This is a genomic window from Herbihabitans rhizosphaerae (assembly GCF_004216555.1).
Lineage (GTDB): Bacteria > Actinomycetota > Actinomycetes > Mycobacteriales > Pseudonocardiaceae > Herbihabitans > Herbihabitans rhizosphaerae.
In genome coordinates this window covers 394311-407114 of the sequence record NZ_SGWQ01000004.1, presented here as the reverse complement: position 1 = coordinate 407114, position 12804 = coordinate 394311, and the positions used below count along the sequence as shown (strand labels likewise).

Genomic DNA, 12804 nt, shown 5'->3' with positions numbered 1-12804 from the left:
CCCGATCCGAGGCGGCGCGGGCTCGTTCACTCGATCCTGATATAGAGCATGTGATAGCGGGCCGTGGCGGGATTGTGCGTGTCGCGATGCACCCAGCCGTCCCCCGCCGGGCCCCAGTTGCCCTCGATCGTGTGGATCACGCCGTCGCGGTCGACGTGGTCGACGATTCCGATGTGCCGGTTCGGGTAGGCGTAGTCACCGTTGCCGTCCCAGTCGAACGCGATCAGATCGCCCGCCCTCGGCGTGGAGACCCGGTTCAGGTTCGATCCGTCGGCCTTCGCGGTGTTCACCCAGTCGCCGACCGCGGCGCTCTTGTACGTGGTCACGTGCGCCTTGTGGTTGACCACCCAGCTGACGAACGCGGCGCACCAGGAATCCCGGTCGGTGTGCAGGCCCGGCCACGCCCAGGAGAAGTACTTGTCCGCCTCCGGCCCCTCCTCGACGCCGAGTTGGCCACGCGCGATCGCCACCACGTTGGAGCCGGTCACCTGCGAGCAGACGTCCGGCGCGACGGTCAGCGGCAAGCTCAGCGTGTTCACGTTGGCGACCGTCGTGTGATCGGAGATCGCCGTGCCGGTGCCCTTGGCCGGCAGGTCGATCAGATGCCGCCACAGGTGGTTCGGCACGTCCCGGAACACCACCCCGGCGCCGGGCGAGCCGATGCCGGCCTGATCCCATCCGGTCGAGCGGACGGTGCTGATCGTCGCGTCCCAGCCCGACGAGAAGCTCACGTCCACCGCCCGCAGCGCGCCGCTGGAGTCGGTGTACATCAGTTCCTGATCGCTGCCCGCGTTGCCCCACAGGGCCAACGGATAGCCGATGCTCTTCACGTATGCCGGAGCCGTGGGCGCGCGGGTGGACGACACGCTGGTCATCACGAACAGCTTGCCGTCCTTGGAGCCGTACAGCCGCTTGCCGTCGGAGGCGAGGCGGCTGAAATCGTACGGGCCCCGGTCGTTCGCGCTGCCGGTACGCAGGTCGCGCACGCCCTTGATCGACGTGCTGCCGAGGTCGAAGTCGTAGAACCGCAGGCCGCCGTCGCGGTCGGTCACGAACAGTTTCGCCGAACCGCCGGAAACCGCGTGCGCGGCCACCGCCAGCGCCGGGCGGGAGGCGCCGAATTCGTAGACCCTGCGCCAGTTGTAGAACTGCGGATACCGCCCGGCCGGGTCACCGACCGAGGCGTACCAGAGTTCCCGACCGTCGGCGCGCAGTTGGAACATCCGCGCCGCGCCCTCGCACTTCACGTCGGCGAACGAGGTCGCGGCCTCGGCCGGACGCGAGCCGGCCAACGCGAACGACACGCCGGTGCCGACCGCGGCGAGCGCGAGAACGGTGGCCAACGCCTTCCTGAATCCGCTCATGTCGAATTACCCCGCGTTCACCCAGGTGACCCAGATATTCGAGTACGTGCCTTTCAGCACGTCCGCGTCGGCGCGCACGGGCTCGCCGGTCCGCGTGGAGAAGAACCGCACGACGGTCTCGCTCCCGCCGCCGGACGGCCCGGCCAGGATTCCTCGTCGCACCAGCGTCTCGTCCTCCTCGACGGTCATCGAGATCACCGGCCCGCGTGTGCCGGACCTGATCACGAGATCGCCGTCCGGCTCGACGGCGACCGATGTCGCGCCGGTGCACAGGTGCGTGGAGTTCTGGTAGATCGCCGGGCCGGCCGCCTCGAATCGGATCGCGCAGCCGGTGACGAGCGGTGGTGCCACCCCGTCGGCCTCGGCGGTGCTCTCGCTGACGTACAGCCCGGTGCCGACGACGGTCGCCCCGAGCAGGGCAACCGCGAACCACCTCGATCGTCGCATCCGCGACCTCCTTCCGGTGATCGCGCAAGTAGACGAGAGCCCGCTTTCAGATCGCTTTCACCAGTCGCACGTCGTGTGACGTGGCGTCGGGGGTGATCAGTTCCAACAGCCGTGCGCCTTCTTCGGTGACCGCCTCCGTGTCGTCATGGGACAGCGGTGCGAACGGCTCGACGGTGAGCACGCCGTCCACGAGCACGGTCTGCTCCACGAGATCGCCGACGCACACGATCTTCCGCACCTCGTCGGACATGAACCGGCCGCGGTCGTGGTAGGCCAGCAGCACGTTGTCGAAGCCGGCGAGCAGGCGGACCGGTACGGGGGTGTCACGATCGGGTCGCGGCGCGTCGGGCAGGTCGAACACCGCGCGGCCCTTCTCGTCGCGGAAGACGGCCAGTTCGTCGTCCATGTCCTTGACCACCTCGGCGAGCCGGGCCGCACCGGACCACGCCCGCAGGTCGGACACCGTGGCGGGACCGAACGCGCCGAGGTAGCTGCGCACGAGATCGCGCGGGTCGGGCTCGTCGAACTCCCCCACGATCGACTCCGCCAGCGCGAGCGGCGTGGACCCCTTGGTGTCCCAGATCCCGCACGGCGCCGGATGCACGACCGGCAGCAGATACTGGATCGACCACCCGAGCGCGTTCGCGTCCGAGCCGGGCCGGGACTCGGCGAGCAGGCGGCCGAGGTCGGGGCGGAGCTGGTCACCGGCGGCGAGGATCTCCCGTGCCTCGGCGACCAGCGCGTCCAGGTCCACGCCCTCGGTGCGCCGGCCGAACGTGTTGCGCTGCATGCGGGTGAACAGCGGTGTCAGCACCGGCCGCAGCCGGCGGTAGTCGGCCACGCTCACCAGGTGCTGGGTGCCGCGCACCATGATCGACCTGATCAGCGCGCGGTCCTCGATCGCCGTGGTCAGGTCGTCCAGTTGGAAGCCGTCCAGCCGGGACGCGAGCGCCAGGTACGGGTCGTTCGCCTGCTGCGCGTTGAGCCCGCCGATCCGCTCGACGGTGTCGACGACGTCGCCGCGCTCGCGCCGGATCAGAAGCTGCCGTTCGAGCGTCGCGCGGCCGAGTGACCGCCGGTCGAGTACCTGGTCACCCATGGCCCCAGTATGACGGCCGGTCGCATCCGAATGGGTGTAGCCAGGTGGTGCAATTGCAGATTGCCATCGTGGCAACTAACTACACCATTCGAGTGACATTTCCAAGAACTGCGCCGTTTCGTTGCCCTGGCGCGGGCAGGCCAATAAGGTCAAAAGGCTTGCGCATTCTGGGGAAGTGATCCATATGCCGCCGGAAGAGGCGAAAGGCAAGCGACGCCACCCGGCACGTCCGGCGATGCTGGACGTGGACGAGGCCGACCGAATGCCGTACGAGGTGCTGTTGGCGACCCAACCGGGCCGCTCGGCCGAGCAGCGGGTCATGCTCGAGCTGCGCGAGTCCGTGAACGACCAACTGGCCGTGCTGGCCTACAGCTCCGTGCAGCGGCTGGTCGAGTGCTGTGGTCGCGGGCAGTCGTGGATCACGGTGCCGGCGCGGGAACTGCCGCGGTTGAAGCGGATCGCCGGCTTCAAGGCGGTGCTGCTGGACGTTCCGCTGCCGCTGGACGCACGACATCCCGATGCCTTGCCGGGCACCGAGGATCCGTCTCCGTTCACCGGCGACGGCAACGACGAGGACCGCGTGCTGTACGTGCCCGCGCGCCCCTACCTGGAGGGCGACGGCGAGGCTTTGCTTGAGCTGCAACCGATGCGCGAGGACCAGCTCGCGCTGCTGGCGTACTCGTCGCTGGACCTGCTCGTGCGGGGCTGCGGCGAACACCAGCCGTGGGTGTCGTTCCCGGCCGATCGGATCGACGAGGCGCGGCGGCAGTCGGGTGCGGACGTGGTCGTCATGGACATGGCGCTGCCGGGGTGGCTGCGTCACGGACCGGGAACGGTGAGAGGCAGGGGCGATGGGGTTTGAGGCCGATCCGAAGGGGCTCGAAGGGCTCACCAACCAGTTGGCGGCCGGCCCGGCCGAGCTGGCCAGGGCCGCGCGGACCGCGACCGGGCTCGCCGACGCCGGTCCGTCCACGCCGGACGTCGGCCGCACCGTGGCGTCCATCGTGAACGCCGCGTCCGCGCTCGTCGCGGTGATCGGCGACACCGCGGGCAGCATCGACGCGAGTCGCGGTTCGTACGGCACGGTCGAAAACAACAACATGGCCAAGTTTCGGGAATCGCGACAATCCGATGGCGGAACCGGGGGAATCTGAATGATTAATACAAAAATCGACGGAGATCCGGCATCGTGCCGCGCGACCGCGCATTGGCTCGGCCAGGTATCGGGCGGCGTGCATCAGGCCGGTGGGGCGCTGCACGGGGCGCGGGGCGCGTCGGAGTCGTGCTGGAAAGGTCCAGCGGGTGAGGCGTTCCGCGCGTCGGCGCTGTTTCGCGGGCAGGACGCCGACGAGCTGACGAAGATCGCCGACCGGGCGAAACAGGCGCTGACCGTGTTCGCCGGCGACCTGGACACGGTTCGCGCGCGCATGGTCCAGGCGCGCGATGTGGCGACGCGGGGCGGCCTGGTCGTCACCCCGGATGGGGTCCTCCCGCCCGGTCCGGCTCCCGGGCCCGCGCCGCGAGTCCCCGACACACCGATCACACCCGACGCGCAGCGAACCCTGAACCAGGCGATCTCGACGCACACCGCCGCGGTGACGAGTCACCTTCAGCAGGTCAAGGCGTACCACGAGGCCAGAGCGACGGTCGACGACGCGCGACGCATCGAGGCCGACGCGCACAACAAGCTGCGCGGAGCGCTCGAACCGACCAAGTACCAGGCCAGCACGCTCAAGATCGTCAGCGTGTCGGTGGCCAGTGGGACGCTCAGCAGTATCAAATCCATTCACTCGACGGCGCACGACCTCATCAAGCTCGCCGACGACCTCGACACGCAGGCCATTCGCTACTCCAGCACGACGGCGTTCGATCACGCCGGCCGGATACACGCGGCGCGATTCGCGCAGGCGTCGATGCAGGGCGCGCAGAACAGCCGCACGCTGGCGAACAGGATTCTCACGCCGGTCGCCCAACTCCCGGATTCGTTACGAAAAGGGATCGCGGGGAGCCCGGGTGATCTCGTCGCGGTGACGCGACACAGTTCGCCGTGGCTCAAGGGAACGCAGAAGGTTCTCAAAGGCCTGCCGTACATCGGCACGGCATTTACCATATCGATGGCCGGCGTCGATGTGGCCAATGGCAAACCGGCCGGGCAGGCCGCCGCCGAAACCGCTGGCGGCATTGCCGGTGGTGTCGCCGGCGGCGCGGCGGGAGGTGCCGTTCTCGGATCGGTGTTTCCCGGAGTCGGCACGGTTATCGGCGGAGTCGTTGGCGGTGCCGTCGGCGGCATCGTCACCGCTTTCGGCATCGGAAAAATCTTCGGCTGAGGAAGGCGACAGTGACCCGCAGGGACGGCAAGCACGTCAGGCAGTGGAATGACGCGGACGAACTCCCGCCGAGGCCGGACCCGGCGACGGGAGAACCGCGGGTACCGTTCGTCTCCTCGGCGTACACCGGCAGCGCGGTCGCTCCCGACGCTGCGGACACCGGTGCCGGTGAGCCGCCGACACCGCCGGACGGCGAGGCGCCGGCGCTCGCCTGGTCGCGGAACGACCGGCAGGTGCTGATGTGGACCGGTATCGCGACCGTCGGCTTCGGCATCCTGTTCTTCACGGTGATTCAGGGCTTGAGCTTCGACTGGATGTCCTACTGGTGGACCTGGCTGTCCCTGGCGGTGGTCGCGGCGGCCGTCGTGTGGCGAAACGCGGGCGACACGATCTCGGCCGGCGCGGACTGGGTGCGCTACCGCGACAAATGGGTGAAGACCTACGATTTGACCAGCGCGAAGGTGCGCACGTGGGGCCCGATTCTCAAACTCGAATTGCGGGACACGGGCGGACGCAAGGTTTCGATACACCTGAGCGACCTGAACGACGATCCCTACGTCTTCGATCTGGTGCACAACGGCATTCTGCACTCCATTGTCGCCGGAAACGCCCTCACGAACAGCACGCTGCACCAGATTCTCGGTGTACCGCGCCGGCCGGAACGCGATTAGGTTTCCGCTATTCAGTGACCAGGACCGGCGCGTAGGCCGGCTACGTCGAGGAGCGTATGCGGGAAGCCTCCTGCGGCACGACGACGGCGGCCGGCCCGGAAAACGTCCAGCAGGCCGGTCCGTTCGTCACGCGGCCCGAATGCGAGGCCATGCAGGATGATTACAGTCGGGAGGGAGCAGCAATACTCTCGGTCTGCTGGTACGGCGAGGTCCACGACAGGGGAGATGGATTTTATTTCGACTTCGAATGGCGGTGAGGTAGCCAAGGCGTAGTAAGAGAACGCGGCCTCGCACACCTATCGGGTGTGCGAGGCCGCTTTGGCGGAAGCGGCGTCTCCGGCGTCGCGGGCCAGGCCGGCGAGGCGCTGGCAGTCGGCGAGCGTGTGCCCGGCGAGGCTCGCGCGCACGGCCGGCAGGCTCGGCGCGGACATCGACAGGCTGGTGACACCCAGCCCGACCAGCACGGGCGCGAGCAGTGGATCACCGCCGGCCTCACCGCACACGCCGACCGGCTTGCCGGCGGCCCGGCCCGCGTCCGCGCACAGCGCGATCAGGTCGAGCACGGCCGGCTGCCACGGATCCAGCAGCGCGGCCAGGTCGCCGTTCATCCGATCCGCCGCCATGGCGTACTGGCTCAGGTCGTTGGTGCCGATGCTGATGAAGTCGACCACCTCGAGGATTCGCCCGGCCCGCAGCGCGGCGGCCGGCACCTCGATCATCACGCCGGCCGGCAACCCGAGCGCGCGGACCCGCCCGGCGAACCACACCGCCTCCTCCACGGTCGCCACCATCGGCGCCATCACCCGCACGTCGGCCTCGGTGTCGACGGCGGCACGGGCGATCGCGGCGAGTTGGTCGTCGAGCACCTCGGGGCGCACCCGGGCGACCCGCAGACCGCGCACGCCGAGCGCCGGATTGTCCTCCTCGGGCAGACCGAGGAACGGCAGCGGCTTGTCCGCGCCCGCGTCCAGCGTGCGGATCACCACCGGCCGGCCGCCGGCACAGCGGAACACCTCCACGTAGGCCTGCCGTTGCTCCTCCACCGACGGCGCGCTCGTCCGGTCGAGGAACAGGAACTCGGTGCGCACCAGGCCGACGCCCTCGCCGTCCTCGACGAGATCGGCCGACTCGCCCACGTTGAGCAACAGCGGCACGGGATGGCCGTCGGCGGTGCGGCCGGGCCCGGTGATCTCGGCGAGCAGTGCCCGTTCCCGGGCCGCCTCGGCACGCACGGCCGCCGCCTCGGAGACGTCGATCGCCCGGACCTCGCCCAGGGTGCCGTCGACGGCGATCACCGTGCCGTCCGTCAGCGCCAGCACGTTCGGGCAACCGACCACGGCCGGAATCCCGCGCCCCTTCGCCAGGATCGCGGTGTGGCTGGTCGGCCCGCCGCGCACGGTCACCACGGCGAGCACGGCCGACGGGTCGAGCAGCGCCGTGTCGGCCGGCGACAGGTCCTCGGCGACCAACACGTACGGCTCCCCCGGCGACGGCAGGCCGGGCATCGGCAGGCCGAGCAGCCGGGCCACCGCGCGATCGCGGATGTCGGCCAGATCCGCCGCCCGTTCCGCGAAGTAGCCGCCCAGCTCCTCGAACGCCCGCTGCTGCTCCCCGACCGCGTCGGTGATCGCCCACGCCGCCGGCCGGCCCACCTCCACCTTCGCGGTGACCGCCTTGGCCAGCGTCTCGTCCGCCGCCATCAGCGCCTCCGCGGCGAGCACCTCGGCGGCGGTGCCGTCGGCCCGCGCGGCGAGCGCGTCCAGGTCGGCCGACACCGAGCGGAGCGCGGCGAGTGCCTGTTCGGACTCGGCCGCGGGTTCGGCGACCGGTGGCACGACGTCCGGCAACGCGGGTGGCGGCCCGATCCGATAGAGCGGGCCGGCCGTGCGCCCGGGGCTGACCCCGAGACCGGTGAGCGGCTCAGACATCGGCCGACTCGGCGTCCAGGTCGCGGGCCAGCACGGCGGCGACCGCCTCCAGCGCGGCCTCGGCGCCCTCGCCGTCGGCCTCCACCGTCACCATGTCGCCACCTCTCGCCCCCAGTGCCAGCACCGCGATGATGCTGCTGGCCGCGACCGGTTCCTGCCCGGCGACGGCGATCCGGACCGGTACCCGCTGCGCGGCCGCGACTCGGACCAGGGTCGCTGCCGGCCGGCCGTGCAGACCGATCCTCGACCCCACGACGACCTCTCTGACTGCCATGGCTCCTCCTCCGGGCGAACGTGCCGGGTTACGGCTCGATCGTGACCTTGATGGCCTGCCCACTCGCCACGAGCTGGATCGCGTCGTGCAGCTCGGCGAGCGGGAGTCGATGGGTGATCAGGTCCGCCACGGGCACCTTCCCGGTGGCGATCAGCTCCAGCGCGCGCTTGTTGTCCGCCGGGCTGGAGCCGTTCGCGCCGACGACGGTCAGCTCGCGGTAGTGCACCAGGTTCGAGTCCAGGGTGATCGTCGGCGCGTCCTTGGGCAGGCCGCCGAACAGACTGATCCGCCCGCCGCGCGCGGCCATCCGCACGGCCTGCTCCTGTGCCGCCCCGGACGCCGCCGCGGTGATCACCACGTCCACGCCGCGCCCGTCGGTCAGCCGCATGATCTCCTCGACCGGGTCGACCTCGGAGGCGCACACCGCGGCGTCCGGCGCGACGGTCGACGCGGACAGGTTCAGCCGGGCCCGGCTCAGCTCTACGAGCACGACTCGACGCGCGCCGTTCGCCCTGGCCAGGCGCACGTGCAGGCAGCCGATCGGGCCGGCGCCGATCACCACCACGTCGTCGCCCTCGCCCACGCCGGCCAGGTTCTGCCCGTTGACCACGCACGCCAGCGGCTCGGCGACCGACGCCTCGTCGAAGTTCACGCCGTTCGGAATCCGGTTCAGCCCGTCCACGGCGAGCACCTGCTTGGGCACCACCAGGTACTCGGCGAACCCGCCGTCGTAGTGGTAGCCGACCGAGGTCTGGTTCGGGCACACGCTCATCCGGCCGCGCCGGCAGTAGTCGCAGGTGCCGCACGGCACGGCGGCGATCGACTGCACCCGGTCGCCGGCCTTCCAGCCGTTGGCGGCCTCGACCACCTCGCCGGCGATCTCGTGTCCGATCACCCTCGGCGGGTCGAGGTGGTGGTGGCCGTGCTTGAAGATCTTCACGTCGGTGCCGCAGGTGGAGCAGTTGCGGACGCGGATCTTCACCTCGTCCGGGCCGGCCGGCGGTTCGGCGGCCTCCTCCAGCCGCAGATCGCCCGGCGCGTAGTAGCGAGCCACCCTCATGTGTTGACGCCCTCTCCGATCGGGGCCAGCAGCGCGTGCACGACGTCGACGTCGGTCGAGGTCCGCAGCCGCTCGGCCTGCTTGGGGTCCATCAGGATTCGGGCGAGCGCGGACAGCACGGCGACGTGCTCGTCGCCCTTGGCCGCGATCGCCACGCAGATCGTCACCGGGTTGCCGTCCCAGTCCACGCCGTCCGGGAACTGGAGCACGCCCAGCGTCGTGCGGCGGACCAGCGCGCGGCTGGCGTCGGTGCCGTGCGGGATCGCCACGCCCTCGCCGATGTGCGTGGACACGGACTTCTCGCGCTCCAGCATGGTTTCGGCGTAGCCGGGTTCGACCGCGCCGAGTTCGTCGAGCAGCGCGCCGGACTGGCGGATCGCGTCCCACTTGTCGGCGGCGGTGAGCCCGAGCCGGATGCCGTTCTTCGGCAGCACGTCAGCCACTGATCCGCTCCTTGTTCTTGATCGCGTCCTCGACCCGGTCGAACACCGGGTCGCCGAGGAACATCCGGAACTCGATCACCACCGCGTCCGGCACGGCATTGCGAGCGCGTTCGGCGAGGTCGGCGTGGGTGAGCACGACCCGTGCGTCGGACGGGAGGTCGGCGATCGACACGTGCTCGACGGCCACGCCGTACGGCTCCAGCCGGGCGCGCATCTGGCTGGCCAGCATCACGCTGCTGCCCATGCCGGCGTCGCAGGCCACGTGCAGCACGCGCAGGTCGCCGGCATCAATGCCGGTCGTCGTGTCGGGTTGATCGGCCGCCGGCTCCTCGTCGGCGTCGGCGCCCTTGCCGAACTTCAGCAGCGCGGCGGCCACCACGAACGCCACCGCGGTCGCGATCACGATGGACAGCAGCACGCTCAGGTGTCCGCCCCTTGGCGTGACGGCCATGTAGGCGAAGATGCTGCCCGGCGCGGGCGCGGAGATCAGCCCGGAGTTGGTGATCATCGCGGTGCCGACGCCGGCCATGCCGCCGGCGATCGCCGCCAGGATCAGCCGCGGCTTCATCAGCAGGTACGGGAAGTAGATCTCGTGGATGCCGCCGAGAAAGTGGATGATCATCGCGCCGGGCACGGTCGGCCGGAGGCGGCGCGGCCCGAACAGGAAGACCGCGATCAGGATGCCCAGGCCCGGCCCGGGGTTCGTCTCGATCATGAACAGCAGCGACTGGCCGGAGTCGGCGGCCTGGTCCACGCCGAGCGGGCTGAGCACGCCGTGGTTGATCGCGTTGTTCAGGAACAGCGCCTTGGCCGGCTCCACGATGATCGACACCAGCGGCAGCAGGCTGTGGTCGACCAGGAAGTCGACCGCGTCGCCGGCCGCGTTGGACAGCGCCTGCACGATCGGGCCGATCCCGACCAGCCCGAGCAACGCCATCGCGCCGCCGATGATGCCGGAGCTGAAGTTGTTGACCAGCATCTCGAAGCCGGACTTGATCTTGCCCTCGACCAGCTTGTCGAAGCCCTTGAGCACGAACGCGGCGAGCGGGCCCATCACCATCGCGCCGAGGAACATCGGCACGTCGGCGCCGACCGCCACACCCATCGTGGCGATCGCGCCGACCACCGCGCCGCGCTGGCCGTGCACCAGCTTGCCGCCGGTGTAGCCGATCAGCACCGGCAGCAGGATGCTGATCATCGGCTCGACCAGGCCGGCCAGCTTCGCGTTGGGCAGCCAGCCCTTCGGCGTGAACAGCGCGGTGATCAAGCCCCACGCGATGAACGCGCCGATGTTCGGCATGATCATGCCGGCCAGGTGACCGCCGAAGCGCTGCACCCGCGCCCGGAATCCGTTGCCCTGTAAGTGCTTCAGGTCGGTTGTCGAGGCGCTCATCGGACTCGCTCCATCCCGTGCGGTTGGTGCGGCTCCCGCAGGGGCCGCGAGAGATCGGCGGCACCGTGCAGGCGCACCGCGCCGCGTTCCACGTCCCCCGGGCCCGGCATCCGCGAGCCGGGCAGCCGGACGGCGGCGGCACCCCAGGCCAGCGCCTCGATCAACGCGTGTTCCCCGTCCGCGCCGGCCGCCAGGAATCCCGCGAGCATCGCGTCGCCCGCGCCGACCGCGCTGCGCCCCCGGTCGACCGGCGACTCGCCCCAGCGCGCGCCGGAGCCGTCGACCAGCACCGCACCGTCCACGCCGAGGCTGGCCAGCACCGTGCCCGCACCCGCGCCGCGCATCTTCTCCGCGGCGCGCACCGCGTCCCCGACCGTGTCGATCCGCGCACCGGCGAACTCGGCCAGCTCGTCGCGATTCGGCTTGACCAGGGCCGGCCGGGCGCCGAGCGCCTCGGCCAGCGGCGGGCCCGAGGAGTCCACGGCGAACGGCACGGACAGGTCCGCGACCAGGCGGCGGTAGAACGTGTCCGGCACGCCGGGCGGCAGGCTGCCGCTGAGCACCACCCACTCCGCGTCGGCCGTCGCGTTCAGTGCCGCCGCCGCGACCACGTCCAGGTCGTCACTGGTGAGCGCGCCGCCCGGCTCGTTGACCTTGGTGACCGTGCCGTCCGGCTCGACCAGGCTGACGTTGGACCGGGTACGGCCGGCGACCGGCACCGCGCACACGTCGATGCCCTCGACCTCCAGCAGCGTGGTGAGCTGGTCGCCCTCCGGCCCGCCGCACGGCACCACCGCGCGGGTCGGCACGCCGTGCGCGGCCAGCGCCCGCGCCACGTTCACGCCCTTGCCACCCGGGTCGAGGTGGGTGTCACCGGCGCGCACGATCCCGCCCCTGACCAGCCGCTCGATCTCCATCGTGCGGTCCAGGCTGGGGTTGAGCGTGACGGTGACGATCATGCGCGCACCACTCTCGGCCCGTGCGACTCGATCTCGGCCGCGATGCGCTCGTCCACGCCGGTGTCGGTGATGAAGGTGTCGATCTCGCCGAGGTCGGCGAACCGGCACAGGTGGTCGGAGCTGAGCTTGGTGTGGTCGGCGAGCAGCACGGTTCGCCGCGCGGAGGCGATCATCGCCTTCTTCACGGCAGCCTCGGCCTGATCCGGTGTGGTGAGCCCGCGCTGCACGGAGATCCCGTTGGTGGCGACGAACGCGACGTCCACATAGCTCTGCGCCAGCGATTCGAGCGCCCACGGGTCGACACAGGCCAGCGTGCGCCCGCGCACTCGGCCGCCGACGAACAGCACGGTGAGGTTGGACCGCGTGGCCAGCGAGAGGGCGCCCGGCAGGGAGTTGGTCAGCACGGTGAGCTGGCGGTCCACCGGCAGGATCTCGACCAGCCGCGCGGTGGTGGACCCGGCGTCCAGCAGGATCGAGCCCTCTTCGGGCAGCTCGGCCAGCGCGGCCTTGGCGATCCGGTCCTTCTCGGCGATGAGTACGGCGTCGCGCGCGGCCAGCGCGGGCTCGAAGCCCAGCCGCTCGACCGGGATCGCTCCCCCGTGCACCCGGCGCAGCAGCCCGTGCCGCTCCAGCAGCGACAGGTCGCGGCGGATCGTCTCGCCGGTCACGGACAGCTGCTCGGACAGCCACGACACGTCCACCCGGCCCTCCCGCCGGGCCCGGTCGACGATGTGCTGCTGCCGCTCTTCTGGGTACATGTGGATTTACCGCCATTTCATCTGTGTCTATGTTTGTTTACCTGGATTTGAGTGGGACGTCAAGAGGGTGGAAATTTCTTT

15 protein-coding genes are annotated in these 12804 nt (G+C 70.6%); 5 read left to right on the top strand and 10 right to left on the bottom strand.

The annotated features are described in order from the left end of the window. Positions 1 to 26: 26 nt before the first annotated feature. Genes EV193_RS15415 through EV193_RS15405 form a run of 3 tightly spaced genes read right to left on the bottom strand, consistent with a single transcriptional unit; the run spans position 27 to position 2910 of the window. Positions 27 to 1364, bottom strand: coding sequence for a CHAP domain-containing protein (locus tag EV193_RS15415; RefSeq protein ID WP_130344791.1), 1338 nt, complete (start codon positions 1362 to 1364; stop codon positions 27 to 29). Positions 1365 to 1370: 6 nt separating this feature from the next. After that, positions 1371 to 1811, bottom strand: coding sequence for a hypothetical protein (locus EV193_RS15410; protein WP_130344790.1), 441 nt, complete (start codon positions 1809 to 1811; stop codon positions 1371 to 1373). Between the two features lie 46 nt (positions 1812 to 1857). Beyond that, positions 1858 to 2910: a winged helix DNA-binding domain-containing protein gene (locus EV193_RS15405; RefSeq protein ID WP_130344789.1), complete on the bottom strand. Its 1053-nt coding sequence runs from the start codon at positions 2908 to 2910 to the stop codon at positions 1858 to 1860. Positions 2911 to 3094: 184 nt separating this feature from the next. On the opposite strand from EV193_RS15405, the gene EV193_RS15400 reads away from it, so the two are divergent. The 5 genes from EV193_RS15400 (at position 3095) to EV193_RS15380 (ending at position 6165) form a co-directional block, all read left to right on the top strand. Next, positions 3095 to 3772 (top strand): SAV_915 family protein, encoded by a 678-nt coding sequence (locus tag EV193_RS15400; RefSeq protein ID WP_341273167.1) that lies wholly within the window; start codon positions 3095 to 3097, stop codon positions 3770 to 3772. Then, the gene (locus tag EV193_RS15395; protein ID WP_130344787.1) at positions 3762 to 4064 is read left to right on the top strand and encodes a hypothetical protein; all 303 of its coding nucleotides are present in this window, start codon (positions 3762 to 3764) and stop codon (positions 4062 to 4064) included. Before EV193_RS15400 ends, EV193_RS15395 begins: the two co-directional genes overlap by 11 nt. A gap of 78 nt (positions 4065 to 4142) precedes the next feature. Beyond that, a complete protein-coding gene (locus tag EV193_RS15390) occupies positions 4143 to 5237 on the top strand; it encodes a hypothetical protein (RefSeq protein ID WP_207222649.1) in 1095 nt (364 codons plus the stop codon). Positions 5238 to 5248: 11 nt separating this feature from the next. Continuing rightward, positions 5249 to 5908, top strand: coding sequence for a hypothetical protein (locus EV193_RS15385; RefSeq protein ID WP_130344785.1), 660 nt, complete (start codon positions 5249 to 5251; stop codon positions 5906 to 5908). A gap of 56 nt (positions 5909 to 5964) precedes the next feature. Next, positions 5965 to 6165 carry a hypothetical protein gene (locus tag EV193_RS15380; RefSeq protein ID WP_130344784.1) on the top strand — a complete coding sequence of 67 codons (201 nt, stop codon included), beginning with the start codon at positions 5965 to 5967 and terminating at the stop codon, positions 6163 to 6165. Positions 6166 to 6204: 39 nt separating this feature from the next. Here the strand turns inward: EV193_RS15380 and ptsP are convergent, their stop codons facing one another. The 7 genes from ptsP to EV193_RS15345 are packed head-to-tail and all read right to left on the bottom strand — an operon-like array spanning position 6205 to position 12723. Continuing rightward, complete coding sequence (gene ptsP, locus EV193_RS15375; RefSeq protein ID WP_130344783.1) at positions 6205 to 7836, bottom strand: phosphoenolpyruvate--protein phosphotransferase; 1632 nt, start codon at positions 7834 to 7836, stop codon at positions 6205 to 6207. Further along, on the bottom strand, positions 7829 to 8110 hold the full coding sequence (locus tag EV193_RS15370) for an HPr family phosphocarrier protein (RefSeq protein WP_130344782.1): 282 nt from the start codon (positions 8108 to 8110) through the stop codon (positions 7829 to 7831). The genes ptsP and EV193_RS15370 overlap by 8 nt, the downstream gene beginning before the upstream one ends. A gap of 28 nt (positions 8111 to 8138) precedes the next feature. After that, positions 8139 to 9170, bottom strand: a complete 1032-nt coding sequence (locus EV193_RS15365; RefSeq protein WP_130344781.1) for a zinc-dependent dehydrogenase — start codon at positions 9168 to 9170, stop codon at positions 8139 to 8141. Then, positions 9167 to 9613, bottom strand: a complete 447-nt coding sequence (locus tag EV193_RS34100) for a PTS mannitol transporter subunit IIA (protein WP_130344780.1) — start codon at positions 9611 to 9613, stop codon at positions 9167 to 9169. Before EV193_RS34100 ends, EV193_RS15365 begins: the two co-directional genes overlap by 4 nt. Continuing rightward, positions 9606 to 11006, bottom strand: a complete 1401-nt coding sequence (locus tag EV193_RS15355) for a PTS mannitol transporter subunit IIBC (RefSeq protein ID WP_130344779.1) — start codon at positions 11004 to 11006, stop codon at positions 9606 to 9608. Before EV193_RS15355 ends, EV193_RS34100 begins: the two co-directional genes overlap by 8 nt. Beyond that, complete coding sequence (locus EV193_RS15350) at positions 11003 to 11965, bottom strand: 1-phosphofructokinase family hexose kinase (RefSeq protein WP_130344778.1); 963 nt, start codon at positions 11963 to 11965, stop codon at positions 11003 to 11005. The genes EV193_RS15355 and EV193_RS15350 overlap by 4 nt, the downstream gene beginning before the upstream one ends. Then, entirely contained in the window at positions 11962 to 12723 is a 762-nt protein-coding gene (locus EV193_RS15345; RefSeq protein ID WP_130344777.1) for a DeoR/GlpR family DNA-binding transcription regulator, read from the bottom strand. The genes EV193_RS15350 and EV193_RS15345 overlap by 4 nt, the downstream gene beginning before the upstream one ends. Positions 12724 to 12804 lie beyond the last annotated feature (81 nt).

Excerpts from the sequence above, each read along its gene's own strand:
- EV193_RS15415 (WP_130344791.1), bottom strand. The coding sequence starts at position 1,364 with ATGAGCGGATTCAGGAAGGCGTTGGCCACCGTTCTCGCGCTCGCCGCG.
- EV193_RS15410 (WP_130344790.1), bottom strand. The coding sequence starts at position 1,811 with ATGCGACGATCGAGGTGGTTCGCGGTTGCCCTGCTCGGGGCGACCGTC.
- EV193_RS15405 (WP_130344789.1), bottom strand. The coding sequence starts at position 2,910 with ATGGGTGACCAGGTACTCGACCGGCGGTCACTCGGCCGCGCGACGCTC.
- EV193_RS15400 (WP_341273167.1), top strand. The coding sequence starts at position 3,095 with ATGCCGCCGGAAGAGGCGAAAGGCAAGCGACGCCACCCGGCACGTCCG.
- EV193_RS15395 (WP_130344787.1), top strand. The coding sequence starts at position 3,762 with ATGGGGTTTGAGGCCGATCCGAAGGGGCTCGAAGGGCTCACCAACCAG.
- EV193_RS15380 (WP_130344784.1), top strand. The coding sequence starts at position 5,965 with ATGCGGGAAGCCTCCTGCGGCACGACGACGGCGGCCGGCCCGGAAAAC.
- ptsP (WP_130344783.1), bottom strand. The coding sequence starts at position 7,836 with ATGTCTGAGCCGCTCACCGGTCTCGGGGTCAGCCCCGGGCGCACGGCC.
- EV193_RS15370 (WP_130344782.1), bottom strand. The coding sequence starts at position 8,110 with ATGGCAGTCAGAGAGGTCGTCGTGGGGTCGAGGATCGGTCTGCACGGC.
- EV193_RS15365 (WP_130344781.1), bottom strand. The coding sequence starts at position 9,170 with ATGAGGGTGGCTCGCTACTACGCGCCGGGCGATCTGCGGCTGGAGGAG.
- EV193_RS15355 (WP_130344779.1), bottom strand. The coding sequence starts at position 11,006 with ATGAGCGCCTCGACAACCGACCTGAAGCACTTACAGGGCAACGGATTC.
- EV193_RS15350 (WP_130344778.1), bottom strand. The coding sequence starts at position 11,965 with ATGATCGTCACCGTCACGCTCAACCCCAGCCTGGACCGCACGATGGAG.
- EV193_RS15345 (WP_130344777.1), bottom strand. The coding sequence starts at position 12,723 with ATGTACCCAGAAGAGCGGCAGCAGCACATCGTCGACCGGGCCCGGCGG.